This is a genomic window from uncultured Desulfobulbus sp., from assembly GCF_963662935.2.
In the GTDB taxonomy this organism is placed as follows: domain Bacteria; phylum Desulfobacterota; class Desulfobulbia; order Desulfobulbales; family Desulfobulbaceae; genus Desulfobulbus.
The window spans coordinates 2335600-2362187 of sequence record NZ_CAXXTL010000002.1; the positions used below are offsets into that span (position 1 = coordinate 2335600).

At 47.4% G+C, this 26588-nt stretch carries 23 protein-coding genes and 1 pseudogene; 15 read left to right on the forward strand and 9 right to left on the reverse strand.

Annotated features, from left to right (window positions below; genetic code table 11):
- The first annotated feature begins 53 nt into the window (after positions 1–53).
- The 3 genes from ACHZCX_RS14620 to ACHZCX_RS14630 all read left to right on the forward strand — a co-directional run bounded on the left by ACHZCX_RS14620 (position 54) and on the right by ACHZCX_RS14630 (position 1436).
- Positions 54–500 (forward strand): MucR family transcriptional regulator, encoded by a 447-nt coding sequence (locus tag ACHZCX_RS14620; RefSeq protein WP_319587948.1) that lies wholly within the window; start codon positions 54–56, stop codon positions 498–500.
- A 25-nt stretch (positions 501–525) separates the two neighbouring features.
- Positions 526–810: an HU family DNA-binding protein gene (locus tag ACHZCX_RS14625; RefSeq protein ID WP_319587949.1), complete on the forward strand. Its 285-nt coding sequence runs from the start codon at positions 526–528 to the stop codon at positions 808–810.
- A 239-nt stretch (positions 811–1049) separates the two neighbouring features.
- Positions 1050–1436, forward strand: a complete 387-nt coding sequence (locus ACHZCX_RS14630; RefSeq protein ID WP_319587950.1) for a hypothetical protein — start codon at positions 1050–1052, stop codon at positions 1434–1436.
- An 832-nt stretch (positions 1437–2268) separates the two neighbouring features.
- On the opposite strand, the gene ACHZCX_RS14635 is transcribed toward ACHZCX_RS14630, so the two are convergent.
- The gene (locus tag ACHZCX_RS14635) at positions 2269–3813 is read right to left on the reverse strand and encodes a sigma 54-interacting transcriptional regulator (RefSeq protein WP_319587951.1); all 1545 of its coding nucleotides are present in this window, start codon (positions 3811–3813) and stop codon (positions 2269–2271) included.
- Positions 3814–4072: 259 nt separating this feature from the next.
- Here ACHZCX_RS14635 and ACHZCX_RS14640 point away from each other — a divergent pair, with 259 nt between their 5' ends.
- The 6 genes from ACHZCX_RS14640 to ACHZCX_RS14665 all read left to right on the forward strand — a co-directional run bounded on the left by ACHZCX_RS14640 (position 4073) and on the right by ACHZCX_RS14665 (position 10281).
- The gene (locus ACHZCX_RS14640) at positions 4073–4717 is read left to right on the forward strand and encodes an SGNH/GDSL hydrolase family protein (RefSeq protein ID WP_319587952.1); all 645 of its coding nucleotides are present in this window, start codon (positions 4073–4075) and stop codon (positions 4715–4717) included.
- Complete coding sequence (locus ACHZCX_RS14645) at positions 4717–5652, forward strand: PHP domain-containing protein (protein ID WP_319587953.1); 936 nt, start codon at positions 4717–4719, stop codon at positions 5650–5652. Before ACHZCX_RS14640 ends, ACHZCX_RS14645 begins: the two co-directional genes overlap by 1 nt.
- 10 nt (positions 5653–5662) lie before the next feature.
- Positions 5663–6913 (forward strand): MBL fold metallo-hydrolase, encoded by a 1251-nt coding sequence (locus ACHZCX_RS14650; RefSeq protein WP_319587954.1) that lies wholly within the window; start codon positions 5663–5665, stop codon positions 6911–6913.
- Complete coding sequence (locus ACHZCX_RS14655; protein ID WP_319587955.1) at positions 6914–7909, forward strand: hypothetical protein; 996 nt, start codon at positions 6914–6916, stop codon at positions 7907–7909.
- Positions 7910–8267: 358 nt separating this feature from the next.
- Positions 8268–9449, forward strand: coding sequence for a tyrosine-type recombinase/integrase (locus ACHZCX_RS14660; RefSeq protein WP_319585389.1), 1182 nt, complete (start codon positions 8268–8270; stop codon positions 9447–9449).
- Complete coding sequence (locus ACHZCX_RS14665; RefSeq protein WP_319585388.1) at positions 9376–10281, forward strand: tyrosine-type recombinase/integrase; 906 nt, start codon at positions 9376–9378, stop codon at positions 10279–10281. Before ACHZCX_RS14660 ends, ACHZCX_RS14665 begins: the two co-directional genes overlap by 74 nt.
- A 664-nt stretch (positions 10282–10945) precedes the next feature.
- Here the strand turns inward: ACHZCX_RS14665 and ACHZCX_RS14670 are convergent.
- Positions 10946–11752, reverse strand: a complete 807-nt coding sequence (locus ACHZCX_RS14670; RefSeq protein ID WP_319587956.1) for a hypothetical protein — start codon at positions 11750–11752, stop codon at positions 10946–10948.
- A gap of 77 nt (positions 11753–11829) precedes the next feature.
- Here ACHZCX_RS14670 and ACHZCX_RS14675 point away from each other — a divergent pair, with 77 nt between their 5' ends.
- A complete protein-coding gene (locus tag ACHZCX_RS14675) occupies positions 11830–12156 on the forward strand; it encodes a transposase (protein ID WP_319585208.1) in 327 nt (108 codons plus the stop codon).
- A 74-nt stretch (positions 12157–12230) separates the two neighbouring features.
- Positions 12231–13172, forward strand: a complete 942-nt coding sequence (locus tag ACHZCX_RS14680) for an IS3 family transposase (protein ID WP_319585350.1) — start codon at positions 12231–12233, stop codon at positions 13170–13172.
- Here ACHZCX_RS14680 and ACHZCX_RS14685 read toward each other — a convergent pair.
- Together ACHZCX_RS14685 and ACHZCX_RS14690 are read right to left on the reverse strand one after the other, a co-directional pair.
- Positions 13106–14578, reverse strand: coding sequence for a hypothetical protein (locus ACHZCX_RS14685; protein WP_319587957.1), 1473 nt, complete (start codon positions 14576–14578; stop codon positions 13106–13108). The two genes, ACHZCX_RS14680 and ACHZCX_RS14685, sit on opposite strands and share 67 nt — an antisense overlap.
- A gap of 698 nt (positions 14579–15276) precedes the next feature.
- Positions 15277–16320: pseudogene (locus tag ACHZCX_RS14690) on the reverse strand (IS4 family transposase); the annotation flags it as partial.
- A 418-nt stretch (positions 16321–16738) separates the two neighbouring features.
- Between ACHZCX_RS14690 and ACHZCX_RS14695 the strand changes: the two are divergent.
- Complete coding sequence (locus tag ACHZCX_RS14695; protein WP_319585255.1) at positions 16739–17782, forward strand: IS110 family transposase; 1044 nt, start codon at positions 16739–16741, stop codon at positions 17780–17782.
- 25 nt (positions 17783–17807) lie between these two features.
- Here the strand turns inward: ACHZCX_RS14695 and ACHZCX_RS14700 are convergent, their stop codons facing one another.
- The 5 genes from ACHZCX_RS14700 to ACHZCX_RS14720 form a co-directional block, all read right to left on the reverse strand.
- Entirely contained in the window at positions 17808–18002 is a 195-nt protein-coding gene (locus ACHZCX_RS14700) for a hypothetical protein (RefSeq protein WP_319585256.1), read from the reverse strand.
- A 530-nt stretch (positions 18003–18532) separates the two neighbouring features.
- Positions 18533–19762, reverse strand: a complete 1230-nt coding sequence (locus ACHZCX_RS14705; RefSeq protein WP_319585207.1) for an ISL3 family transposase — start codon at positions 19760–19762, stop codon at positions 18533–18535.
- A 41-nt stretch (positions 19763–19803) separates the two neighbouring features.
- The gene (locus ACHZCX_RS14710; RefSeq protein ID WP_394708838.1) at positions 19804–20067 is read right to left on the reverse strand and encodes a GNAT family N-acetyltransferase; all 264 of its coding nucleotides are present in this window, start codon (positions 20065–20067) and stop codon (positions 19804–19806) included.
- A gap of 9 nt (positions 20068–20076) precedes the next feature.
- A protein-coding gene (locus ACHZCX_RS14715; protein WP_319585211.1) for an IS3 family transposase occupies positions 20077–21224 on the reverse strand; the annotation gives its coding sequence in 2 pieces (ribosomal slippage) (positions 20077–20966 and positions 20966–21224; 1149 coding nt in all).
- Positions 21225–21290: 66 nt separating this feature from the next.
- Positions 21291–21500 (reverse strand): hypothetical protein, encoded by a 210-nt coding sequence (locus tag ACHZCX_RS14720; RefSeq protein WP_319587959.1) that lies wholly within the window; start codon positions 21498–21500, stop codon positions 21291–21293.
- A 30-nt stretch (positions 21501–21530) separates the two neighbouring features.
- Here ACHZCX_RS14720 and ACHZCX_RS14725 point away from each other — a divergent pair, with 30 nt between their 5' ends.
- From ACHZCX_RS14725 to ACHZCX_RS14735, 3 genes are read left to right on the forward strand one after another with little or no spacing between them, the layout of a single operon-like run.
- Positions 21531–23666, forward strand: a complete 2136-nt coding sequence (locus ACHZCX_RS14725) for a type I secretion system permease/ATPase (protein WP_319585584.1) — start codon at positions 21531–21533, stop codon at positions 23664–23666.
- Entirely contained in the window at positions 23663–25006 is a 1344-nt protein-coding gene (locus ACHZCX_RS14730; RefSeq protein ID WP_319585583.1) for an HlyD family type I secretion periplasmic adaptor subunit, read from the forward strand. Before ACHZCX_RS14725 ends, ACHZCX_RS14730 begins: the two co-directional genes overlap by 4 nt.
- On the forward strand, positions 24996–26462 hold the full coding sequence (locus tag ACHZCX_RS14735; protein ID WP_319587960.1) for a TolC family protein: 1467 nt from the start codon (positions 24996–24998) through the stop codon (positions 26460–26462). Before ACHZCX_RS14730 ends, ACHZCX_RS14735 begins: the two co-directional genes overlap by 11 nt.
- Positions 26463–26588: the final 126 nt, after the last annotated feature.

Here is a 26588-nt window from a genome sequence, read left to right on the forward strand (position 1 = left end):
TTACTCCTGTATTAGATAATAATTAATAATCAATTTCATTAAGGAACAATTTTATGAGCAAAACACTTGTGCAGATGACTGCCGAAATCATCCAATCGCAAATCACCAGCAAGCAAATGAGCACCGATGAAATCAAAACTGCTTTGAACGACACTTTTCAGGCCCTTAAAGCGCTTCAAGACGCCGAAGCCGGTGGAGATATAGTGACTGAGGCTGAAGATGCCAATCCAACCGTTGATCCGAAGAAATCAATTCAGAAAAATAAGGTTGTCTGTCTTGAGTGTGGCCAGGAATTCAAAATGCTGTCTCCCAAGCATTTAGGATCCCATGGCCTCACTGCAAAAGAATACCGAAAAAAATATGGATTTTCAGCACGTCAGCCACTTTGTGCAAAGGCACTTTCAGAAAAGCGTTCCTTGTCTGGCAAAGAAAGAGGCATTCCGGCCAACCTCCGCATATCCATCGATGCACGAACCAAGAAGAAAGGTGCAAGTAAATAACAACCCGCTAATTACAGGATACGTTATGACCAAATCACAGTTGATAGAAGCTTTTGCTCTGGATCAAAATTTGCCTCCCAAAACAGCTGCCTCCATTGTGAATACGATTCTGGATACGATGATCGAGACTCTGGTTAAAGGTGATAATATCGAGTTGCGCGGGTTCGGAACTTTCACAGTGCGGGAATATGAGACGTATACCGGCAGAAACCCTAAAACTGGGAGCCCGATATCGGTGAAGCCTAAAAAGCTGCCATTCTTCAAAGCCGGTAAAGATCTCAGGGAATCAATAGATGCGAACCGGGGTTAAATGACCGAATCGTTACGAAGGGTTGAGATCAGGGCTTTGACCTTATTCGAGCCAATGAGAAACCGTAGAAACAGTGGATTGCTTTTCGATTCTTCGAATGAAAAGTCCAGTATGATTGGAAATATGTTGCCCGGCTTCCTCGGCTCACCTGGAAAGAGAGGTTTGTTTTTTGACTTTGTCATATTGTAACGATGCCAGTTGGTCAATTAACACTGTTAGCGAAGAAGGAGAATTTACCAATGATGCGTTGGATCACTTACTTGTTTGTTGCCCTTTCCATTTCTGGGTGCGCAACCATTGATACTGTGCAGCCTGGAACCGGCGGTTCAACCTTTGAGGTTCGCGGAAAGAGCTATGACGAAATATGGAAAGCTGTGGTGAGAACGGCAAGCCGCAGTCTCACAATCGTTGATAGTAATAAGGAATCCGGAACATTAAGGGCCGAAAAGGGCGTCGGCATGGCGACATGGGGAGAGGTTGTGGGCATTTTTGTACGTCCAACAAATAATGGTGCTCCGGTGTACACAGTCGAGGTGCAAAGTCTGAAGCGTGCGAGGGCTCAAATCACCGGACAAGATTGGACATCCACAATGATTTCAGGAATCAAAGCAGAACTCGACCAATAATTCTTGCTAACAAGCCCATCAACTCGGAAAGCAAAAAGCGGCGTTCCTTCGTCGCTCTGCTTATTGCTGCTGGTTATGGGCGACGTTAGAAGTCAACAGTCGAGTAGCCCGGGGGAGTCGCACCCCCAGGCCCTCACAGATCCGGACGTGAGCCTCTCAACTCATCCGGCTCCTCATGTCCCCTCTTAACCGAGGTTTGAATTACTTCGAGGTTCCTCCCATCTCTGGTTGACCCAAAAGCAATCATGGACATGTTACCCCCTTCGCTCCACCTCCATTACAGAGTCTTCAACACTACTACGAGGTAATCCGTCCCTGTGCTCCGCATCGGTACTCTCATCCTCATGGGGCCTCAACTTGGATTTCTCCCTTATCATCGGAACGACAGGTTCCCACGTTCCGCACGAAAGCCCAGATCATGTTCACGCCACCTTTATGCCGGCCGCCGCTCGGACAGTAAAACAGGTTTCCTCCGAACTTATCCTGGGTTGGAACAAGATCCCAGTTTTGACAGCAACTTATATTTTCGACACCTCATCAGTGGTTCAGGGTTATTCGTCTCCATGATCCATACCTGACCCGATCCAACGCCGGGCCTTTTCCTTAACGTTCACCACCATGGCTCTTTACCACAGCAGCTTAAGGTGGTTTGGAGCCCGCTCCTGTAAGCCGACCCCGAGGGACCTACCCTCATCTTTCGTGCAGCCTCGTGGCGCACTTGCTCCTGTTAATCTTGATTGAAAATATGGAGAGTTCGATCTGAAAAAATCATTTCATTTTGCCGGTTGATCTCTGGTCGTAATCCTTTTGAATCTGTATACAGAGAAAAAAACTACCTATGTTTAATGTTATTTTTTAATGTATTTATAGATATATTAAGGTTATCGGCAATTAGATAGTTCGGCAATCCTTTGTCCTTGAGGCATTTGTATACGTGGTTAATGTATCTAGATTTCACACCTTCAGGTGGCTCAAGTTTTATGCTATTGCTTCTGTATTTATCAATAGCTGTATCATCGAAAAGTCCGCTAAATGTTACATCAATACAATATCCTTGATATTTTCTTTTCTTTAGAGAGCCATGATTATTTTCTAGTCTTTTATCTTCGAATTCGTGCTCGCCTAAAATAATATTTTCATCTTTTCCGAGCGTTAACCTTCTCCTGACATAATTTGCCAACTCCCGGATATTTCCAGGCCAATGATAAGCTTCCAGTTCGTCTAATCGTTGATTGAAATATAGAATAGTATCACTTCGTTTCTGCTCAGATTTTTCCATCTTGTAAGCTAGGTGATCAATAAGGGTGGGTAAATCATCAATGATATCTCTCAGGCTGGGAATAGTAAGAACCTTACCAGCTAGGCGATAATAGAGATCTTTACGGAATTCCTTCGATAGTATTTTTTCTCGCAACAACTCATTCTGGCCACCCGCAATTATCTTCACGTCTGCCACCATATCCCGATCACTGCCCATCGGTGTGTATGTACCGTTATCTAAAAACCGCAGGAGCATTGCTTGGACTCGCGGGGGCATATCGGGTAGTTCGTCAAGAAACAGGGTGCCTCCGTCTAATGTAGCAAACAGGCCTTTTCTATCTATTGCGTCGGTATAAGCTCCTTTTACATGGCCAAACAGTTCAGATATTAAATAGTCTTCTTTAAGGCCTGCACAGTTTATTGCACCGAAGTTTTTATCTCGCCGACAAGGGTCAAGGTGATGGAGGAAAAATGCAGCGGCTTCCTTTCCAGTTCCTGTTTCTCCTAAAAGCAATACATTGTTTAATCCTGCCTTTGCTACCCTGTAAATGTTCATTTTTAACTTTATTAGATCAGCAGACTTACCTTCAATTGCAGGAAAATTGAACTTTGAAAATTTATCAGCTAGGCGCTTTTCTTCAGAGGAAATGGAGTCTAGACCATTGGCCAGGGTAACGATTGCTTTTCTAAGCTCATCTCTATTAACATCACCGTTTTCATCACCAAGAAAAGTTAAAGTGATTTTATACCTGAGAAAATTAATTATATCTTGTTTCAATGGTGATGTGGTTTTTTTTGGATATAGATGCAAAAACTTTTTTCCGCAACAAAGGGCCAATTTTTTTTCGACCCGTTGTTCAGGTTCACCGTACCAGTAAACCCGCCCACCTTCTTTGGCGATTGCCTGAAGATACAAACAAACATCATCGTTGCAGACAAAAGGGGCCACTATAACGATTTCAGCATTTTTACAGGTTTGGTGAACGTGGCCAAGTGTAGCGGCCACAGATCGCCTGCCTGTTTCTATAACCACTTCAGGCTCTAAATTTTTTGATCTGCATATCTCTGCCGCCTTCCATATTGACTCCGGAGTTGGCCAGACAAGAATATAAGCCATGTGTCGCTCCATTCGTATTTATCAAAATATGACATAATTTATACATTTAAATGATATCACGTGTCATTTAATGACAAAAGAGGAAAAGAGAGAGCAACACGCAAAAACAGAATTTTGACATATAACCAGCCAAATTTAAATGTTTTGTACGATTACAGGCAATCGCCACTCAACATGGAGCAATAATTGCCCTTGGAGTGAAGGTTCGTCAATTTTGAATATTTCACGCCACTAACCGAAACGACAGGAGAGGGTAATTATGCAAAAAAAGAAGGTTGTACTGCTTGGAGACTCTATTTTTGACAATGAAGCCTATGTCGCCAGAGGGGAGTCTGTAATTGAACAGATCGGCAAAATTAACAAAAAAGATTGGCACGCAGAATTGCTGGCATTAGATGGCGCCATAACGCGTGACATTGCGCGGCAATGTGCCCAAGTCGGTCAAGACATTACCCATATTTTTGTGAGTTGCGGTGGTAATGATGCACTTGGTTACATAAATGTTTTTGGAGAAAAATGTTCATCAATGATTGAAGCCATGCATAAACTAACAGAAATAAAATTACAATTTCACGGTTTCTATCAAGAAATGCTCTACAGCATTTTAAAATTAAATAAAAAATTATCTGTATGCACAATATATGATTCTTCACCAGAGATAGAAGAAGAATTGTTAACTGCTTTAACAATTTTCAACGATATAATATTCAAAGAAGCATTCAAATTAGGCATACCAGTTATTGATTTACGAATGATTTTCGATCAACCTGCAGATTACTCCTCAGTGTCCCCAATCGAACCGTCAGAGATCGGAGGAAAGAAAATAGCTAAAGCCATTGCCTATGTTGTCGAAAACCATGACTTTAATACTAAAAATAGCGTGATTTACTCGACGGGATTGTAATGGAAAACACCGACCAACCCAGATACTTTGTCGGGAAAGAGGATGGATTCATACAGGCTTTCGCCCATCTTCATCTTCACTCTTGTTATTCAATCGGAGATGGTCTTATCGAATTCACGAAATTATTTAAAAAATGCCATGAATTCGGCATGTCGAGCGTAGCCTTGACTGACCATGCCACATTGGCAGGGATTGCAAGTTTTTACAGTCAGGCATTGGACCACAATATCAAGCCGATTGTTGGTTGTGAGTTCAATGTGGTCGATGACCGTTTCGTCCACAAAGTGCAAGGAGATGTGAAAACAGGATACCACTTAGTCTTGCTGGCCCAAGATCAAGTAGGGCTAGAAAACCTGATGCAACTTGATTATCTGGCTCACGCAGAGGGGTATTTTAGAGTACCTAGTGTTGACTTAAATTTATTATCCCTCCACAATAAAGGTCTGGTTTGCTTGAGCGGTTGTCTGGCCGGGCGGATCCCGCAACTTATCGTAGCTGGGAAAAAGACCTTAGCTCGCCTCGCAGCATTGGAGTTGCAGCATATTTTTGGAGACAACTTTTACCTTGAACTTCAAGAGAATGGATTGATTGTCCAGCGCTATGTGAACACTGAGTTGGTGAAATTGGGCAATGAATTAGACATCCAAGTGGTGGCTACAAATGACAACCATTTCCTAGAACCTGAAGATGTAGATCTTTTTCAGCAGGATTTTTTCGGGCCAACCTGCGATTCGTTCGACTCCGGCAAGGTGCATTTACATTTCAAATCAGCATCGCGGATGCTGGAGGATTTTCAACGCACGCCTCAGGCTTTAGCCAACACGGTCCGAATTGCTTCACTTTGCCGATTAAACCTATCTCCTGCAGAGTTCATTGATAAACTCAAAAAACATCAACAACGTCTTGAAGTTCTAAAAATCAATACCCCAAGGTAAAGAATCCACAATGCGTGTTTGCATCCACAGAGGTAGTCACCAAATAGGCGGTAGCTGCGTCGAAGTTGAACAAGACGGGAAAAGGATCCTGATCGATCTAGGCCTGCCGTTGGATGCCGAAATCAACGAAAGGTTCCATATTCCTGAAAAATTGGGTGCCATTGACGGAAGTGATCCTTCCTTGCTGGGCATCCTCATCTCCCATCCTCATCTTGACCATTTTGGATTATTGGCCCATGTTTCCTCAAACATCCCTATCGGTATAGGAGGTGCAGCTCGACGAATTCTTTCGGCTGCTGGGCCATTTTTGCCTGGGAACTGGCCTGTCCCGGCGCAGGGTTGGGATTATAAATCAGGACATAGTTTTACTGTGGGGCCGTTTCACATAACCCCCTATCTCGTCGACCATTCCGCTTACGACGCGTACGCATTGCTCATCGAGGGCGGCGGCCGGCGCTTGTTCTACAGTGGCGACTTTCGATCGCATGGCCGTAAATCAGCTTTATTCAAAAAAATGCTGGCCATGCCGCCAAGAAACATAGACGCCATGCTGGTTGAGGGTTCGTCATTGGGTCGACTCAATGATAATCAACACTTTCCAGCCGAATCTGATATCGAGACGCAACTCGTTGAAGCCTTCTCCGTAACAAACGGCTTAGCTATGGTCCATGCCTCAGTGCAAAATATCGACCGGATCGTTTCCATCTTTCGCGCTTCTAAGCGAACAGGCAGAAAATTGGTCATTGACCTTTACGCTGCGGCCATTCTTGAGGCTACTGGAAATAAAAACATACCTCAATCAGATTGGCCATCTATGGCTCTCTTCGTACCACAGGTGCAACGTCTCCAAATCAAAGAAAACGCTTGGTTCGACCTACTGAAGCAGCATTCGTCTAACCGGATTTACATAGAAGGCCTCCGCGAAATGCCGAAGAGGTCCACCTTGCTTTTCCGTCCTTTGCACCGGTTTGACCTCGAGCGCGGCAAATGTCTGGAAGGGGCTGCTTATTTTTATTCGCAATGGGAAGGTTATTGGGAACAAGGCAATTACGACAAACTTAAAGATTGGCTCGAACGGCACAGTATTCCAAGGCACAATATCCACACGTCTGGACATGCTAGTCCTGCCGACCTCAAGGCCTTTGTTGCCGCTTTATCACCAGGAAAAGTCGTTCCGATTCACAGCTTTTTTCCAGAGAAATTTCTAGAGCTTTTCCCAAACGTGGAGGCTCATAATGATGGCGAATGGTGGGAGGTATAAATGGAAAACAAAAAAATAACACGCGGAATTAATAAAGAGTTTGCAGAAAAATTCATAAAATCTGAACTTTATCAGCTTTACAAAAAGCACAATGATGAATTAATCATAGGTGTTCGTAATAATTCTCTTAATTTATATTACAACTGCGACAGCATAGCAAAAATATCATGCATAAATAATTCACTTCGTTGTGAAATAGATAGATATTACACAGATGGAATACATTATAAAATTAATGATAAAAACAAAAAGTACGAAATTTCTCAAAATGAGATATGTGATAAATATGATAAAATAAAAGAAAACAGCAACAAAAAGCAAAAAAATGAAAAAAAAGCACAATCGAATTTATTTATTAAAAATAACTCAAATGAGTTATCAAATTGGTTTTGTATCGATATCGAGTATGTTAAATCATTCAATGATAAAAACGAAAAAAACGAATCTAATTTTTCAGCGAGATTTGACATTATAGCAATATCAAAAAAAGAAATATCAAAAGAAGAAGGACATGTTGCCGCTTTAATAGAATTGAAATATGGAAACAGTTCTATAGGTGGTAATAGTGGTATATATAAACATGCTAATGACTTTTTCAAATTTAAAGATAAAAATTATTTTGAAGATCACTTAAAAGGTGAAATTTTTGACATTATAGAAAGTCAAAAAGATATAGGAATTAATATTCCTTTTAATGAATTAAATAAAGAATCTTTATTAACATATAAATTTTATTTTATTATATTAAATAATAATTCTGAAACAGAAAATTTTTCAACTCCAAAGCAAACAATGGCTGGATATCTTTTTAGAAAAAAGAAATGGGGATGCAAGAGATTATCAAAAAAATACTGTGTCGAGAATGATTTCGGAGATATAACAAAAAAGGAAAATATTGTTAACGCCACTTTTTTATTTTCGAAATGGACACTTGATAATCTTTCAATTGAAGATATAATTGATGGTGATTACGATGAAATTATCACACCTATGTAATCATTTATTTAAATCGTATATAATCGAAGTAATTCGCGTTTTTTCAATAACGTCTCAATGAATTAATTGTAACCAAGTTGTTAGCTTGCTACGAACGCACCTTACCGTTATTATTCTTGTAATAAAAGATTGTAAAATTCCTATCACTACTTGTACACAAAAAGGGTCAGAGTAAAACTACATATCGTGACAACAACTGTCAGGTCTGTTTCGTTGTGCGAAGAAACTGGAACGACGACCACGTTTTTCTACGCCGAGTCCATATTTCTCCAGTATATACGTAATAAAATTGAGACCGAGAAAGTGATAAAATACGGTTGTCAAAATCCTGTTTTTTCGAAGAGAGAAGGAGGATGTGATGGCCAATTCACTCGATTTTTCGAACAATTATTACCCCACTGAATGGCTTAGTTCGGTTTACTCAACCAACCATTCTTTATTCATTCCGCTTCAGGATAGCCCCATTTTTGAAGCTGAATCATTACAAACATTCTCCTTTCCTAGCGCCGGCGCTCTCTATTTTCACCAACCCAGTGAAAGACGGAGAGCACTCAACAGGGCTGCAGACAGATTAGAAGCAAGTAGCCTCCCTGGTTTTGAGTACGTCGTTTCGTATCTTTACAGCAAATACCGTAGTAATCACTCGATATCCTCGATCAGGCAGACAGGCAGGACTCTTTATTCCTTTTTGTTGTTTTTCAATGGGTTAGGACGGCACCATATTGAGCAGATCAGCAGGAAAGATATTGCTCAATACGTCGAGCGGGAGCAGGAGCGTGGGTTAAAGATCAACTCAGTCCGTCAGCACCTGCATACGGTATATTCCTTCCTCAATTATCTGGTCAGAAACGATATACTTCCCGCAGATATACTGCTGAAAAAGATCCGGTTGCGACTGCCAGAGATTCTCCCCAAAGCAATTCCAGCAGAAGATGTGGACAAAATTCTCCAAACTGTAACTAACACCAGGGATCGAGCTCTTATCCTTTTACTCCTTCATACAGGGATGCGAATAGGCGAGCTCCTCAACCTCCGGTTGCCAGATATCGTACAATCAGAACGAAAAATTTTATTGTACGTCGGCGAGAAAAATTTACACGGTAGGGTTGTCTATTACGGCAACACAGCAGAGAAGGCACTGAACGCGTGGCTGTCGATCAGAGACCCGGCTAATGAATACCTTTTCTACGGTTACAAGGGGAAATCACTGTCCTATGCAGGAGCGCGGAAGATGATGAAAAGCGTTATTCACAAAGCCGGACTTGAACACAAAGGGTACAGCCTCCATTCTTTGCGACATACCTACGCAACTAATATGCTGAATGCTGGATTACGAGTGGAAGTTTTACAGCAACTTCTGGGGCATCTGAACATTGACATGACACTGCGATATGCAAGGATATCGAACTTTACACAGGAAGAAGCCTACTTCAAAGCTATGGCAGTTATTGAGCAGGGAGGTCGCCATGAATATGACAGAGTCAATCCTGAATTACAGGCAGTATTTGAAGAGAAAAAATTTTTCTCCTCTCACGATTAAAAACTATCTTCACCGCTTGCAGCGATTTTTCAGTTGGGTTTCAACGGCTGTTGAATTGACGACTGTGGCGGAGATTAGATTGTATATTGACTACTTGCTTGAAAAACGTGTAGCCCCACGTACCATCAACTGTCACCTGTCGAGTATCCGGCTGTTTTATGATTATCTGGTAGATGAGGAGAATATCATCCTAGAAAATCCAGTTATCGGAGGTCTCCTGCTCAAGGAATCACGACCGCTTCCCAGATATTTAACCGATAATGAGGTAGAGGGATTTTTTAGATTCGTTTCCAATAAGCGGGATTTTGCAATTTTTATGCTGATGCTCCGTTGTGGTTTACGGGTTAACGAAATTGCGAATTTATCTCTCGATTGCATTGATTACAGACGCAGCCGGATAATGGTCAGAAATGGTAAGGGCGCAAAAGATCGGATAGTTTTCATCAGTAACGATGCAGCTAGTGCTTTGGCGGTCTATTTGCAACACAGGTCTGTGACAAAGGAAAGTCGAATATTCCTGGCTGAAAAAGGTCGGTGTCGTGGCAAGCCCATATCGGTTCGCGCGATACAGAAACGAGTAGAATACTACGCAAAAATTAGTGAGATTCCTGTTACCTGTCACAGGTTTCGGCATACTATGGCAACACAGCTTCTCAATGCCGACGCAGACTTGGTGAGCATTCAGGAAATTCTAGGTCATACTAAGATCAAAACCACTCAGCGTTACAGTAAGTTGTCAAATCTGAAAGTACAGCAAGATTACTTCACAGCCATGGAAGTGATCACTGAAAGGGCTTTGGGCAATCCGCTAGAAGAGAGTTCGAGGTCATAATCCGCTCTGCCAAAGCCCAATTCCTCCGACGAGCAATAAGTAGAGGCCCATTCTCGGAATCAGACTTTGACAGAGCTACCATCGAGGTGGCAAATAATCTTGACAGATCATATGTGAAGGGTAGAGAATAGACGCAAGTAACAGATTAATCTAAAAGGAAAAATAGGATCTGTTACGTATATAGACTGTAAATCATGACTTTCAGAAAAGAGGTGGGCAGGAACCTAAATCAAAATAGACGAGTCAACAAAGATTGGAAAGCACCTTGACCCGTCGCCTCCTGAAAGATTCAGGAATAACCTCAAGCCTTGCCTGCGTAAAACTGATTGATACTGCCAGGAACAATATCCTCTTGAACTTGATCCTTACCAAGTCTCATAAATTTGGGATCTGGGGAAAAGGCGGCGCAGTATAGCCTATGTCGAAAATTTCATGACAGTTCGGGCAAATGAACAGCCACCTCACCGCCTCACCATCAGCCTTGAACATAGAGTGAAAACCGTCCTTATAACCGCATTGAGGACAAATCTTGAATTCCTCCTTTACCTCTATCTTTCGCACATTGTATTTCATACTTTATAACCACCTCATCTCTAGGTACTGTACCCCCCATTAATGGTTGTTGTGGAGGGTATCTTCATTCAAACCGTACGATATTCCCACATCATTTCATCAGACGTTTGGCCAAAGGATCCCATAACTTCCCTTTCTCAACTATCTCAATAAATCGTTGAACACTAAATCCGTCGGGAAACAAATCGTCTTCAACAACTTCTTTTTCAAGTACCAGGTTACGACCCAATAACTGCCGTTCATTTCGCAATATTACGATCAAACCTTCCAATGATACCTTGAGAAACCCATCTATCAACTCCTGGTCATGTTCAATCGAGGTGTCCACAATCCAGGGGTAGACCTTGACCTTGTTTATGTCCGTTCGTAATTGGAGTTCAGACTGTAATTTTTCATTGTATAGAATGGATTTTTGTATAGCGATTTGTTTACGTTGAAGTTGTTGAGCGGCTTTACGTAGGGTGATTGTTCGATGGATCCAAGCTTCCTGCTTTGTTTTTCTCAGATAGGACGATTTTACTTCCAAGATTAAAATGTGGTCGTCTTGGTGACAAATCAGGTCAACCTCACCCGGGTCATAACCATCTTCTGCATCTGGTTGATATGATTCTAAAACGTAAAATCCTTTACTCCTGAATATATCACCTAATCGTGATTCAATGCGGTGAGTTTCATCCGTTCTGCCTTTCCGTCTACATCCAATCCTTCGTAAATTGTTAACGGCAGCGGTTGAATTGTTCTGTGATGCCATCAGCCAGGGCAACTGAAACCCAAACATGCCAAGTTTGATTATCGGTTGTTCATGAAATTCTGGTGTCGGTACATTGGGTGCTTTGTCTATGCTGTCCCTCAACTCTTTCAGGTCATTCGTCCAAAATTCTAAAATATTTGCGGCCATCCTGAGATCTCCATCGGGATAAGTGTTGTCTTGGTTCAACGGGAATAGGACTTTTGAGCTGTTCATGATAAACCATTATGAACGGAGGAAAGTCCATGCGAAAGAAACGTCACAACTACAGCCCTGAAGAGAAGGTAATCATCCTCAAGCGCCACCTGGTTGGCCGGGAAACGGTATCGGATCTCTGCGATGAATACCAACTGCAGCCGAATACATTCTACGGTTGGCAAAAGCAGTTTTTCGAAAAGGGAGCTGCTGCTTTTGCCCTAGAAAACAAAGACTCCAAGAAGGTACAAGAACAACGAATCCATCAGCTTGAAGATAAATTGCGTCGGAAACATGAAGTTCTTTCCGAGTTGCTGGAGGAGCATATCCAGTTAAAAAAAGAACTTGGGGAGCTCTGAATGGTAGCTGGGTTCCTCATGATACACGTGATACCGTTGTTGATTTCAGCAAGCATTGGAGCAAGAAAGCTGAAGTGGCCCTGCAAGAGATCATCGCTTGGCTGGCCGTTTCCAGGAGCAAGTTTTATGCATGGATCAAGCGGTACGGCAAGGCCAACGAACATAATGGGCTGATCCCCCGGGATTTCTGGCTTGAACCTTGGGAACGGGCAGCGATCGTCAATTTTGCTGTCAACAATCCCCTTGAGGGGTATCGGCGGTTGACGTTTATGCTACTGGATCAGGACATCGTTGCCGTCAGCCCCAGCAGCACCTGGCGAGTTCTAGGCCAGGCAGGGTTGCTGCAGAAATGGAACCGGAAGAAAAGCCTCAAGGGCACCGGCTTTGTGCAACCGCTCAGGCCCCATGACCATTGGCATGTGGACATTTCTTATATCAACATCTGCGGCACATTTTATTATTTGTGCAGCATTCTCGATGGATGCAGTCGTTTCATTGTCCACTGGGAGATCAGGGAACAGATGACGGAAATGGATGTGGAGATCATCCTGCAACGCGCCAAGGAGCACTTTCCCGAAGCCCGGCCAAGGATCATTTCAGATAACGGGCCACAATTTATTGCCAAGGATTTCAAAGAATTCATCCGTATCTCGGGAATGACGCATGTGCGGACATCGCCATATTATCCGCAGTCCAACGGCAAATTGGAACGGTTCCACGCAACCATCAAGGGGGAATGTATTCGTCCCGGTGTCCCGCTTTCCCTTGACGATGCCCGAAGAATGGTTGAAGGGTTTATCCATCACTACAACAACGTCAGGTTGCACAGCGCCATCGGATATATCGCGCCGATGGACAAATTGAACGGCAGAGAACAGGAAATATTCAAAGAGCGAGACAAAAAACTGGAAAAAGCCCGGGAACTGAGAAAGAAAAAACGACTTCGTGCCTACGGGCCAATCACCCCAAGGGGAGATAATACGGCTCCCCATAACCCCTTAATGCAAACAGCTTGAATGTCCATTTCCAACTGAGGCGGAACAGTGTCGGAAACTGTCCATGACTTTATCCGTTCAGCTTTTTCCGATGGCTCTGCCCAAGTTAACGGAAATCGATTTTCTCCAGTCATGAGACCTTCGATCATCAACTGTGACAACGCTGGAATCCAGTTTCCAGTTTCCTGCAGATACTCCTGAAATTTGGCGATGTATGACGAGTTGAAAAATGCCGTCATAAGTTCGAGAGAATGTATGGTTTTGAACAAATCAACCTTTGAACCATCCGGTAAAACAATTTCTGATCGCAAGCCAAATACTTCATCCAACTGCAAAAACACCTGACAAGCTTTGATGTGCGCAAGACGGTTTGAATCATCGTTTTCTGGCAACCCAAAATGTTGAGTGGCTAGGTCCGACTGGAGATGAAAAAGTAGAGCCTTATTGAACCAGTAAGTATGAAGTGCAGAGAGTTTTCTGCCGTTAAAGTCCCATTCAGATTCCTCGGGAATTTCGATAGGATAAATGGTTAGGTGATCACCCTCAAAAAGATATCGATAATCATCGTCGTAACAGAACTCATAGACAGTTCCATGTAAAAAAGCATTCCGTTTTACCACAGCAGCAATGAGAACATTTAGCCGATCAAGATTTTTCAGGCACAATGACGGAGGATTTTCCCCTGGAAGCAATAACGGCATCAGGTGGCGTTTAAGCGATTTTGCTAAGAACCGTTCATTGAGTCTAAAATCGTTTTCAGGCCTGCTTTTGAGTTTCCATACGAGGAGTTCACTTAATGCATCCCAAGCACGTTGATGCATCTCATTGTATGCATCATCTTTCTTTGGTGATTCGTATCTTTCGGGGACTAAATTCTGGAAAGTGAATAGGCTCCCGTACAGCAGATATTCAAATATTGTCAGCTCATCCAATTCCTTTTTAAGGTCATGAATCTGGTTATCATGCTGATGCAGTTCCTCGTAGAGTATCTGGCAAACTTTTATGAACTGTTGGAAATCAACGTCCCCGTCGTCAGCTATTGAGAGGATGGTCGTCCATGAAGGTGAGTCTGGCTGAAAAAAAAGGCGGGAATATCGTATTCCCCGTTTGAGTGTTTCTGGTTCAGTTTGAAGCAAACGCCGGAATAACTTATCATCCACTAAACCGAAATGTAGTGAGCGGCCAAGTGCAAGCGATATGGGATCAGATTGGTAACCAGTATCAGTTATTTTTTGCCAGAATGAGCATTGCCATAATGCTGTGGTTCGAACCTGATGAGTAAAATCCTTTTTTTGGGGTTTACCGTCCAGGTAGAGGTGCGAGCACGAGTCAGCAGCTTGTTCAAGAGAATCTGTTACTGTGAAATTCCTTTCGAACAACTTTTCGTACGCAATCCTGCACTGTTCAACCGCAGTAGATGAAGTCATTTAAGAATAATTTTGCAATCTGTATTGTTGGCTATTAACTCTGTCTGTCAAAAATCTGTCGCTGCTAAAATCTTTTTGAAAAAAAGTACTATCTGTTTTAATTTATGGGATAATATTGAATCGCTCCTGTTGCCATTATATAGAAGTGTTTGAAATACCTCGCAAACGGGTCAGGAAGATAAAGATTTAAATTTTAATGAATTATGTTCTTCCACGCCGCTGAGAATGCCAAGAATATTCTGCCCAGAGCAAAGTAAAACTTGCCCAGAGTTACCGTGAAAACTTTGCTCACGTTTTCTCCCTGTACTGGGGGCTGGTACAGTTTGGATGTTCCAAGCGGCGTTTATTTGGAGTAGTTCAGACTTAATCTGACACAGAGCTGGGGAAAAGATATATTGATTTTGTCGATCAAAAGCCTCAGGAACTACTTAATGCATCCCAACTTATTATTACTACTGTATATACGGCTTAGCTGAGAAGTGAAAGGTGAGGATTGGCCAGGAGATCCTTGTTAACTGGTTCCCGAAACGACTGTCAGGTTCAATCAAATCTCCCCGTTCGACCAGATTAGAACTCGATTATTTCGAATGGTAGTTGAAAATTGCGCCCAAAAATGCGACTATTATTAATAATTGTTTAATTTTAAATATAATATTCAGGATTCCTAATCCTGGTGCCGCAGGTTCGAATCCTGCCTGGAGCACCAATTGTATCAAGCGCTTAACTCTTTGCGAGTCAGGCGCTTTTTTGTTGATTCGTGGTTTAGCGACCAAGAGGTACACGCATAGGGCTATCCACACCTGGGTCAACACTGCGTTGCTGGATGTTCCCAGAAAAGTTTTGATCTTCAGATTCTGCTTGATCCACTTGAAGAACAGCTCGATCTGCCAGCGCTCCTTATAAATAGCTGCGATCTCCTTGGCTTTCAGGTGGTGGGCATTGGTGACAAAGCGATATTCGACACCGGTTTCCGCATCGGTGTACGCGACCAAGCGAAGCGGCTCCTTGACGCCCTTGAGCCGGATGGACTGGTCATTGGTGATGCCGGGGCTTTTACGTCCAGCCCGTTTGAGCAGGTATTCGACATCGGCGTTGCTTTTCAGGCGGGTGACAAAGAAAATGGAGTTTATGGTCAGGTCATTATACCATGCGTAATCGGTGAAGCCGCGATCAAAGCAGACAAAGGATCCCTTGGGAAGTTTGAGGGTTTTGGCCCAGTTGATCTCATGCACCTTGCCGCTGGTCATGTCCATGAACGCGGGGATAAAGCCATCGGCATCCAGCCCCATGTGCAACTTGATGGCCCCTTTTTTCTGCCGAAACTCGGCCCATGGAAACACGGACAGGCAGAGATTGATCACCGTGGTGTCCAAGAGGTAGAGTTTGCCCTGGAAGGAAAACTTGTGTTTGGGAGCAGCCAGTTGGCATCGGCTCAACAGTCGGGTGAAGAGCGTCTGATAGAGGGTGGCAGGCTGTTCGGCATTCACCCGTGCCAGTGTCGCTTTGGAAGTTTTTTTCATGCCGAGGTGATAGAGACGTTGATCTTGCGCCTTCAGGTTATCGGTGATGTCCCGGAGACTTCTTCTGCCGGACATCTGCCCGATCAGCAGAGCCAGGAACTGACTCCACCGGTTGTAGGAGCGGAACTTCTGTCCCGCATGATGTACCTTGGCAAGAGCATCGAATTCATATCTCGGTATAAGTGCAATCAGTTGCTTCAGCGCGGTATCGCTATGGGCCATGGCTCGGATCTCCTTGGTTTGTATGATCTTTTTCGCAAAATCATTATACCCCAAAGAGCTCTCTGAGCCTCTTTTTATTGATCATTTATGAGACAGCAGTGATTTAACATGTATAATCCCAGTATATTACATGGAAAAATCCGGAGATTGAACCCTCTGGTGCTACGTGGTCAACCATGGGTATGAACAACTGGTCCATGCTAAAAGCATTCGGGGATGGCAACGATCGTGCAAAACCAGCAATCGTCAGTTGCTAACGGTGAAATAACCTGCCGGCCGAGGGATTGCCCACCTTTTAAGAACGCGGCTATTTCCGGTCAGGTTTATTGACTTGATACTAGAGAAGGCCCCCTGAGCACCCGGCGGACTATTCCGCTATAATGGGGGTATCAGCAACCCTTAGCAAGGAGGCCTTCTCATGCGATTGTACACCAAGCAACACAAGCATTACTGTGGAATCGACCTGCACACCAACAAAATGTACCTGTGCATCCTCAGCCAGGAAGGGGACATCCTGCTCCATCGCAACATCAAGACCGAGCCGGAAACCTTCCTCAAAACCATCGCCCCCTATCGGGATGATCTGGTGGTGTGCGCCGAGTGCATGTTCTCCTGGTACTGGCTGGCCGATCTCTGCGCCACGGAAAACATCCCCTTTATCCTCGGTCATGCGCTCTACATGCGAGCCATCCACGGCGGCAAAAGCAAGAACGACAAGATTGACTCCCAGAAGATCGCTGCCTTGCTCAGGGGCGGCCTCATTCCCATGGCCTACGTGTATCCCCAGCGGATGCGTGCCACTCGGGACCTGATGCGCCGGCGCAACCATCTCATGCGCAAGCGGGCCGAGCTCTTTGCCCACACCCAGAATACCGCCAGCCAGTACAACCTGCAGGTGCCTCTGGGCCGGATCGCCAAACCGCAAAACCGGGAAGGCTTGCTGGATCGGTTCGACGATCCCTCGGTGTGCATGTCCATGGCCGCCAATCTCGACATGATCGACGCCTATGACCGGGTGTTGGCCGTCCTCGAACAGGACATCATTGCCCACGCAAAGGAGCATGACCCGACTGCTTATGCCCTCTTGAAGAGCATCCCCGGCGTGGGCCGGATCAATGCCCTCAATCTGCTCTATGAGATCGAGGACATCAGCCGCTTTCCCAGGGTTCAGGATTTCGCCTCCTATTGCCGCCTGGTCACCTGCTCCAAGGAATCCAACGGCAAGAAATACGGCAGTGGCGGCAAGAAGATCGGCAACGCCCATCTCCGCTGGGCCTTTTCCTTGGCTGCGCAACTGTTCCTCAAAAGCAACGAACCGGGCCGGCAATTCCACGACAAGCTGGTGCGGAAACACGGCAAAGGCAAGGCGCTTTCCATCCTGGCGCACAAGCTCGGCCGAGCGGTCTATTTCATGCTGAAAAACCGGCAGGGGTTCAACATGCATACGTTCCTGGCCGTCTAATCGAGGGGACGGGCGAGCCCGACACCTAACTGGAGCTTTTTTCGAGCATATCCGCATGGCCCTCCGGAGCATATCCTCCGTCTGCCGTCAGCATTATGGGCCATGGTCTGCCGGTTGCACCGCAGCCAGAAGGCTTGATTGGCCGTCCGTCCCGCTCGTTGAACATCTGCTTGTTGATGTGGTTCTGCCCCTCACCCGAGCCCGGCTCTAACTCTGGCATGCCGCCGCATGACCAAGCCGTTTTGAATGGGACGGCACGAGGGTACGCGATTGTTTCTAGGACGCGACAACAAAATCCTTGCCGCAATCACCCGGCCTTCGTTCCCGGCGAGCCCGCGAATGGAACCCGGTCTCCGACGAGCAAGAGAGTGGCCCATTCTCGACCGGGTTCCATTCGCTCGTTGCTCTTGCCAGCATCGTCTTAACTGGCAAAGTGGTTGATCCTCGATAAGTGTTTGGCGCAGAGTCACTCTGTCGTCGAATATGAAACCCAAGTCAGGGCGCGCTTCATCGGGCAATTGGTCGGATTGTACCGACCACAGAGTGATAAGTTCATCGCTCCCGGATACCTTTATCCGTTGACAACCGGGGGCCTTCTAAGGGTTATGGTTTTTTTACCATGTGCAGCAATTCAATACCTTGATTTGTTGTTTCTCTGCCCGCTATTTGAAAACCCATTTTTTGATAAAGATGGATGTTTCTTTCGCTTTTATTGCCCGTACAAAGCAGAAAACTATGTGCATTGGTTCCTCACATGAAACGGTGCATGAGCGGTATGGCCGGTAAGTTGCCCATACAGTGGTAGAGGTTGCAGATAAAGAGGTCAGCTGTTCTGAACCCATAGGCCTTGTGGCTGACGACTTTGGCTTTATTGTTGAGCCCTTCGACAGTGCCGTTGCTGATGGGCATGTGGAACCAGGTCAGGATGTTTTCTTCATGGCGTCGGACCATCCAGGCAAACTCGCGTAAGGGTTCCAGGCGAGAATGCGTTGCCCACCAAAACCACTGCTTCAAGTGCTTCCTGGCCCAGGTTTTTGTCTTATAGGACCATAAATCTCGAAAGCGCTCTTTGAGGAGATAGGCCCTGTTGATCTTCAGATTCATATGCTCAAGGCTGCTGAGTCTGATCCTTTGCTTCGGCGTAAGGTTCCAAGGATTCTTAAGCCAGATATACCGGCTGTCCTTCATGAGCTCCTTGTGTTCCTTTCCTTTTTCTCGGATCTCATCTCGCCGGACTTGATCAACCGCTTCCATCAGGTGGCGAACGATATGAAATTTATCAAAAACAAGAGTTGCCTGCGGAGCACATTCCTTGATCACCTCGACATAGGGCTTCCACATATCGCAACAGATGCCCTGGAGTTTGTTTGTCCGCTCTGGCCCGAGGTAGTTGAAAAAGCTGCGCAAGGTATCTTTGGTTCTTTCAACCCCGCTCCAGATCAAGGTTTTTGAGCGGAGATCGTACACATTGGTGAGGTAGACATGACCTTTTTTCCGCGAAATCTCATCAATACCAATATGCGTAATGCCGCTGAGATCGCGATGCTCCATGCCATATTTCACTACGCTTTTGACTGCTGTGGCAACCGTACCCCAGGCACAACTGAACAGTTTGGCGACAGAGTACCAGGGCAGCATCTCGGCCCACTTGGCCAGGTAGCAACTGTAGGCAAGAGTAAAGCGTTGCTTGCCCGTCACCCAGGGAAGTTTCTCCGTGCGGACGCCTCCACATCGAGAACAAGACACCCGACGAGGTACATATTTGACCCAGACAGGTATATTCCACAGAGGCACGTGGCGAAAGAATCGCACCTCTCGCCGATCCCGGTAGACGGCAGGATGTCCGCATGACCCGCATCGCACCCTGTGGCGGGCATCAGGACGAATTTCAGCGATTATTCCATCGGAGTCTTTGGTGACCGTATGTACTCGAAAACCTTGCAAATCAACCGTCTGTTTGATTATCTGTTCAACAAGCATGAGTTCCTCTGTAGATAGATTATTGGCTGGCCGGCCTTTATCTACCTAAAAGAACTCATGCTTTTAAATTTGTTAAGCTGTTTTACGCACCGTTTCGTGCGGGGAACCTGTGCATTTGGTTCCATAACTTCGATTTCAGATAGTAATTTGGAACCAATGCCTTGATTTTGAAATTTCGGTACTACAGTTAACCGTTCTATTTCTATACTATGGTTTCTTTCTGTAAATCTAACGGAACCTGAGGTGGTCGGGGTTTGTGAGACATCCTGAGGTGTGAAATAAGCAATGTTGCTTTTATTATACAGTTACAGGCCTCAGGCTGCCTTGCTCAATTGTTCGATTCGTTTTGAATAAGCCTCATTTGGAGTCTGCTTGTCAAGTGACGAATGTTTTCTTTTCTCATTATACCAGCCGAACCAGGAAGTCAGATCCTTGACAAGCTCAGTTCCCGTTTCGTATGACTTCAGGTAGATCCTTTCGTATTTCAGGGTGCGCCAAAGTCGCTCGATAAAGATATTGTCCTTGAATCGTCCTTTGCCGTCCATGCTGATTTTGACGTTCCAGGCCTTGAGGACTGAGGTGAACGCTTCGCTGGTGAATTGGCACCCCTGATCAGTATTGAATATCTCAGGAGCGCCATATTTAAAGAGAGCCTCTTTCAAAGCCTCAACGCAAAATCTGGTGTCCAGAGTGTTGGATAGTCGCCAGGCGAGAACCTTTCTGGTGGCCCAATCCATGATCGCGATCAGGTACATGAAACCCCGAGCCATAGGGATGTAGGTGATGTCAGTCGCCCACACCTGATCGGGCCTGTCAATGGTCACTCCCCGGAGCAGATAGGGATAGACCGGATGCTTCGGCTGTCGCCTGCTGGTGCCCGGCTTGGGAGCTAAAGACTCGATGCCCATGACCCGCATTAAGCGACGGACACGACCTCTTCCCACCACGAGTTCGGGAGTTGTGAGGTGATCAGCAAAGGAACGGCTCCCCATCCAGGGGTGCTCAATATAGAGTTTGTCTATCCGGGCCATCAGTTCCAAATCACCAACACGTAGACCGAAGCCAAGGCCGCGGTAATAGTTGGAACGAGGCAGTCCGAAAAGCTGGCAGCAACGCTGAACAGAAACTTCAGGATGTCCCATAGCGATCACCTGTTGTTTCTGCGCCCGGCCAAGTTCAGACCGGGCAGATTGGCTAAAAAATCGTTCTCAACCTTGAGCTTGCCGATCTGACGGTGGAGCTCGGCCACTTCGGCCTCATGGTTGACTTCTTTCTTCTTGCCCTTGCCAAAAAGCTCAGAAGCGTTCTTGGTCAGATCCTGCTTCCAGCGGGTGATCTGGGTCGGGTGAACCCGGTACTCAGTAGCCAGTTCAGCCAGAGTCTTGGACTCCGACAGTGCGGCCAGGGCTACTGTGGCCTTAAATTCTGCGCTGTGACGTGGACGATGAGGTGGGTTTGACATTGAACTTCTCCTTGCAAAATAGGTTGGTTCATTGCTTATACACCTGTCTCAATAATCGGCACCTCTTCAACCAACGATTTCCCCATTAAACAAGGCTTTCAAGAATATCTTTATATTGAACTCTTCTCTAATAGATTCAAGGGATTGCCTGAGAGGTGGTAAATTGAAATTATTATATATTTTAGCTTGACCAAGAAATGCGTCTTTTTGGATTTTGAGTATTTCTTCGGCATCCTCAATTGATGCCTTTTTAATTGTTATTTGCGATTGGTTCATCGATGCGGACCATAACAGAGAAGAGGAGACATGGATTCAGGGCTTTTGGCATTGGTGATGATGGCCAGGTATCATGGCATCGCGGTTGATGAAACACAGCTGCGGCACGAGTTTGGCCAGGAGCCGTTTTCCACGGAACGGATACTGCTGGCTGCCAAACACCTGGGAATGACTGCCAAGCCCGTTGAGCAGGACCCGGATCGCCTGGAACGTGCGCCCCTTCCTGCCGTGGCCATCGACAAAGAGGGCAACTATTGTATCGCGGTCAAGTTCGGCTATGAGGGCGGTGACAAGGCCCGGCCGAAGATCATCGTCCAGCGGCCTGGTTCTGCCGCCGAGACGCTCGATCTCCCAGATTTTCTCGCGCAATGGTCCGGGCAGTTCCTCTTTTTCACCTCCAAGGCGAGTTTTGCCGAGGAACTGGCCAAATTTGACTTCAGTTGGTTCATACCGGCCATCGTCAAATATCGAAAATTGCTGGGCGAAGTTCTCCTGATCTCCTTTGTGCTGCAGCTCATTGGCCTGGCCACTCCTTTGGCTTTTCAGGTGGTGATGGACAAGGTGCTGGTCAATCACGCCATGAAAACGCTCAATGTCATTGCCGTCGGGCTGCTCTGCGCCACCCTGTTTGAATCGATTCTTACCGGAATCCGCACCTGGGTGTTTGCCCGCACCAGCAGCAAGATCGATGTCGAGCTCGGCGCCCGGCTTTTCCGGCATCTGTTGGCGCTGCCCCTTGCCTATTTCCAGTCGCGGCGGGTCGGTGATTCCGTGGCCCGAATCCGTGAGCTGGAAAACATCCGCTCCTTTCTCACCGGCAATGCCATTACTTTGGTGATGGACCTGTTGTTCTCCTTTGTCTTTCTTGGGGTGATGCTCTGGTACAGTGCTTTACTTACCCTGGTCGTCGTTATCTCCATACCAGTGTATATCGCCTTGTCGGTGGCGATTACCCCGACCTTGCGGGCACGCCTGAACGAGAAATTCAATCGTGGCGCCAAGAATCAGGCCTTTTTAGTGGAATCGATCAGTGGCATCGACACGGTCAAGTCGATGGCCGTTGAACCCCGCTGGATTCAGAACTGGGAAAAACAGCTCGCCTCCTATGTGTCTGCAGGAGTCAGTGCCAACAACGTCTCCATGGTGGCCAGCGGCGGGGTGAATCTGGTGAGCAAACTGGTGACGGTCGCCATCCTCTGGTTTGGCGCGTCGCTGGTGGTGGAGGGCAAATTGACAGTGGGTGAATTAATCGCCTTTAACATGCTCTCCGGGAGAATATCTTCTCCGATCCTTCGTCTTGCCCAGTTGTGGAATGACTTTCAGCAGGTGGGGATTTCCATGCAGCGCCTGGGCGATATTCTCAATGCCAAGACGGAGGTGGTGGGCCAGAAAACCCGGATTCCCCGGTTGGCCGGCACCATCGAGTTTGACCAGGTTTCTTTCCGCTACCGACCCGATGCCCCGGACGTCATTCGTGACCTCCAGCTCAAGATCGCCCCGGGAGAGGTGATCGGCATTGTCGGCCGTTCAGGTTCAGGGAAAAGCACCCTGGCCCGACTGCTGCAGCGCCTCTATGTTCCGGATCGTGGCCGGGTACTGATCGATGGCCAGGACCTGGCGGTGATCGACACCACCTCCTTGCGGCACCAGTTGGGCGTAGTCCTCCAGGAAAATATTCTCTTCACTGGCTCCATCCGGGAAAATATTGCCTTGGCTAACCCCGCTTTTCCCATTGAAACTATTATCGAGGCGGCGAAGCTCGCAGGCGCCCATGAATTCATCTGCGAACAACCGGAAGGCTACGATACCCAGGTGGGAGAACATGGTGCCGGGTTGTCCGGCGGCCAACGGCAACGGATTGCCATCGCCCGCGCTCTCATCAGCAATCCGCGCATCCTCATTTTTGACGAGGCCACCAGCGCCCTGGACTATGAATCGGAAAAAATCCTCCAGGACAACATGCGCAAGATCTGGGCCGGACGCACGGTGCTGATTATTGCGCACCGACTTTCGGCCGTGCGAGACGCGGACCGCATTATTGTGCTGGATCGGGGACAGATCGTCGAGGTCGGATCGCACAGCGAATTGATCGCGATCGATGGTGGTATTTATGCCCATTTGAATCAATTGCAACTTGGTTCAATCCCGACACCGGTGGCACTATGAGCGCCAAACACAAGCGAGAGGCGTATGTCGGGTTGTTACGCCATTATCGCAAGGTTTTTCAACACTACTGGCAGAAACGCAATGAGTTGGGCGGTGGGCTCTTTACTGAAGATGAAGCGGAATTTTTACCTGCCGCCCTCTCGCTCCAGGAAAAACCAGTTTCACCAACCTCCCGTCTGACGGCCAAGGTGTTGATACTGTTGGTCGTCGTGCTCCTTGCCTGGTCGATTCTGGGCCACATTGACATCATTGTCAACGCCACCGGTGAAATCATCCCCAGTGGGCGCACCAAGACCATTGCCTCGGTGGATGTAGCCAGCGTCAGAGCCCTGCACGTCGTGGAAGGGCAAAAGGTCCGGAAAGGGGATGTGCTGATTGAGCTGGATACCAGCGCCCCCGATGCCGAGCGCGACAAGGCCTTGTCAAGCGTGATGGAGGCGACCCTGCAGGTGGCAAGATCGCGGGCGATGATCACAGCTGTTGACAGCCGGAAACGACCGACACTCGCTCCGCTTGAAGGCATCTCTACCGAAAAGCTGCACGAGGCGCAAAAGCATTTAGATGGCCAGTTCCATGATTTTATGGCCAAACTCCAACGCCTCGATGGGGCAATCTCCCGCTATGCCCAAGCCTTGCCGCTGGCGACCCAGCGTGCTGTTGATTACAAGGAACTGGCCAAGGAGCATGATGTCTCCCAGCACGCGTATCTGGAAAAGGAGCAGGCGCGGGTTGATCTGCACGGGCAATTGGTGGAGGCAAAGGACCAGCGGACGGCTTTGATTGCTGAAACCAGGCGAGCCGCTTTCGATGCTCTGGCCGAGGGAGAAAAGATCGTCGGGGCGGCGCGGCAGGATGCGTTGCGGGCAGGCTCACACAGTAATCTGCTCAAGCTGGTTGCGCCGGTGGAGGGCACGGTACAGCAGCTGACCGTGCATACCATCGGCGGAGTGGTGCCGGCGGCGCAACCTCTGATGCTGATCGTCCCCAAGGAGAACCGCCTCGAGGTGGAAGCCTTCCTGGAGAACAAGGATGTGGGCTTTGTTGAGGAGAGCCAGATGGCGGCGGTCAAGGTCGATGCCTTTGAATATACCAAGTACGGCACCGTGCCCGCCAAGGTGGTGCATGTCTCGCGCGATGCCATCAAGGATGAGAAAAAGGGGTTGATTTACTCAATCCGGGTCGCACTGGATACCTCGATCATCCCGGTGAACGGCCACGACATGGAGTTGAGTCCGGGCATGTCGGTGAAGGTGGAGATCAAGACCGGCTCGCGCCGGGTGATCGAATACGTGTTGAGTCCGCTGCTGCAGCATAAGCGGGAGAGTCTCAATGAGCGTTGATTTCGGCAGGTATCAAGGATGTTATGGACGGATAGGCTTTCGAACGGGCGTGTTGCTGCTGGCAGGATTGATCTGGGCCGCGGCGGCGTGGGCTCTTGATCCCGCGTATCCGCTTGTCGATCCGTTGCGCACCAAGCCTGATTTGCTGCATACCGGGGTCACGCTTCCGGGCGACGGCGCGCCGGTTCCCTGTCCGGCGCAGAAAGATTTTTCTCTGCCGCTGACTTTGGGCGAGGCTGTTGATCTGGCCTTGTGCAATAATCCGCAGATCAGATCTTCCTGGGCAAATATCAAAATCCAGGCCGGGGCACTCGGCGAAGCACGATCTGCCTATCTACCCGCAGTAACTGGATCGCTTGGCCGGACCAATGACCAGATCAGGTATTCGGATTCCCGTTTCACCGAAACTAATGTCGATCAGAACACCGCGCAAGGGACCGTGACCTGGCGCCTCCTTGATTTTGGGGGACGAACAGCCAACCATCAGGCTGCTGAAAATCTACTGACAGCGGCACTCGCCAGCCACAGTGCCACCTTGCAAAAAGCGCTGACTGAAGTGATTCAAGCCTATTGCGATGCGCTGACCACTCGTGCGGCCTTCAACGCAAAAGTCGAGAGTGTGGATATTGCCACCAACACGCTCCGTTCAGCAAGGTCGCGGGAAGAAAAAGGGGCTCTTGCGCAAACCGACACCCTGCAGGCGACCACCGCCTTGGCCAAGGCCTCTTTGGAAAAAAACCGTGCGCAGGGCGGCTATGAAAAAGCCTTGTCCGTGTTGCGATATCTTTTGGGAGTGCCTGGAAATCCTGCGATCTCATTGCCGGAGAACCTGGATGAGAAGGCCGGTGAGAATGGCGGCAAGGCTCTGGCCGTTTGGTTAGATGAAACCCAGAAACAGCATCCCGCTCTTCTTGCGGCCCGAAGTCAACTCGAAGCCGCGCAGCAGCGGGTCGAAGCCACTCGCTCGGCAGGTTTGCCTTCATTGGGCCTTTCCGCCAGCTACTACCAAAATACCCGGCCCGGTGAAGCGGTCACGCATACCGACACTAAAGAAACCACCGTGGGCCTGACGCTGACCGTGCCGATCTTTGACGGATTTTCTTCCACCTACAAGGTTCGGGGCGCCCAGGCCCAGGTAGAGCAAAAGGAAGCGGCACTGGTTGACACCGAACATCAGATCGCCATGGAGGTCATCAAGGCGCATGCCGATGCCACTTCCGCCCTGCAGAATCTGGAGGCCTCCGCAAACCTGCTTGGAGCTGCACAAAAGGCACTGGCTGTTTCGCAGCGCAAGTATGCCAAGGGAGCTGCCGACATCAACGAGCTGTTGAACACCCAAGCAGCCCTGGCCGATGCACGGCAGGAACGGATTCGTTGTCTGGCTGAATGGCGTTCTGCGCGCTTACGACTTCTGGCCAGTGCTGGACAGATAGGAAGAGCAGCAGCCGTGGAATAAGCTAAAGAATGAATAGTCTGGAAAACCGAAGGAAGCACTCAACTCAAAGCTGTTGGTCCTGCGTTATCGCAGCATTTGCGCTCATGGAATTTTGAGTCAGTGACCACCGGCAAAGCCGGTGGCTTG

Coding starts and splice junctions, on each gene's coding strand:
- ACHZCX_RS14685 (WP_319587957.1), bottom strand. CDS start 14,578: ATGACTTCATCTACTGCGGTTGAACAGTGCAGGATTGCGTACGAAAAG.
- ACHZCX_RS14695 (WP_319585255.1), top strand. CDS start 16,739: ATGCGATTGTACACCAAGCAACACAAGCATTACTGTGGAATCGACCTG.
- ACHZCX_RS14730 (WP_319585583.1), top strand. CDS start 23,663: ATGAGCGCCAAACACAAGCGAGAGGCGTATGTCGGGTTGTTACGCCAT.
- ACHZCX_RS14675 (WP_319585208.1), top strand. CDS start 11,830: ATGAACGGAGGAAAGTCCATGCGAAAGAAACGTCACAACTACAGCCCT.
- ACHZCX_RS14655 (WP_319587955.1), top strand. CDS start 6,914: ATGGAAAACAAAAAAATAACACGCGGAATTAATAAAGAGTTTGCAGAA.
- ACHZCX_RS14660 (WP_319585389.1), top strand. CDS start 8,268: ATGGCCAATTCACTCGATTTTTCGAACAATTATTACCCCACTGAATGG.
- ACHZCX_RS14700 (WP_319585256.1), bottom strand. CDS start 18,002: ATGCCAGAGTTAGAGCCGGGCTCGGGTGAGGGGCAGAACCACATCAAC.
- ACHZCX_RS14620 (WP_319587948.1), top strand. CDS start 54: ATGAGCAAAACACTTGTGCAGATGACTGCCGAAATCATCCAATCGCAA.
- ACHZCX_RS14725 (WP_319585584.1), top strand. CDS start 21,531: ATGGATTCAGGGCTTTTGGCATTGGTGATGATGGCCAGGTATCATGGC.
- ACHZCX_RS14630 (WP_319587950.1), top strand. CDS start 1,050: ATGATGCGTTGGATCACTTACTTGTTTGTTGCCCTTTCCATTTCTGGG.
- ACHZCX_RS14705 (WP_319585207.1), bottom strand. CDS start 19,762: ATGCTTGTTGAACAGATAATCAAACAGACGGTTGATTTGCAAGGTTTT.
- ACHZCX_RS14650 (WP_319587954.1), top strand. CDS start 5,663: ATGCGTGTTTGCATCCACAGAGGTAGTCACCAAATAGGCGGTAGCTGC.
- ACHZCX_RS14735 (WP_319587960.1), top strand. CDS start 24,996: ATGAGCGTTGATTTCGGCAGGTATCAAGGATGTTATGGACGGATAGGC.
- ACHZCX_RS14625 (WP_319587949.1), top strand. CDS start 526: ATGACCAAATCACAGTTGATAGAAGCTTTTGCTCTGGATCAAAATTTG.
- ACHZCX_RS14640 (WP_319587952.1), top strand. CDS start 4,073: ATGCAAAAAAAGAAGGTTGTACTGCTTGGAGACTCTATTTTTGACAAT.
- ACHZCX_RS14645 (WP_319587953.1), top strand. CDS start 4,717: ATGGAAAACACCGACCAACCCAGATACTTTGTCGGGAAAGAGGATGGA.
- ACHZCX_RS14720 (WP_319587959.1), bottom strand. CDS start 21,500: ATGAACCAATCGCAAATAACAATTAAAAAGGCATCAATTGAGGATGCC.
- ACHZCX_RS14670 (WP_319587956.1), bottom strand. CDS start 11,752: ATGGCCGCAAATATTTTAGAATTTTGGACGAATGACCTGAAAGAGTTG.
- ACHZCX_RS14665 (WP_319585388.1), top strand. CDS start 9,376: ATGAATATGACAGAGTCAATCCTGAATTACAGGCAGTATTTGAAGAGA.
- ACHZCX_RS14635 (WP_319587951.1), bottom strand. CDS start 3,813: ATGGCTTATATTCTTGTCTGGCCAACTCCGGAGTCAATATGGAAGGCG.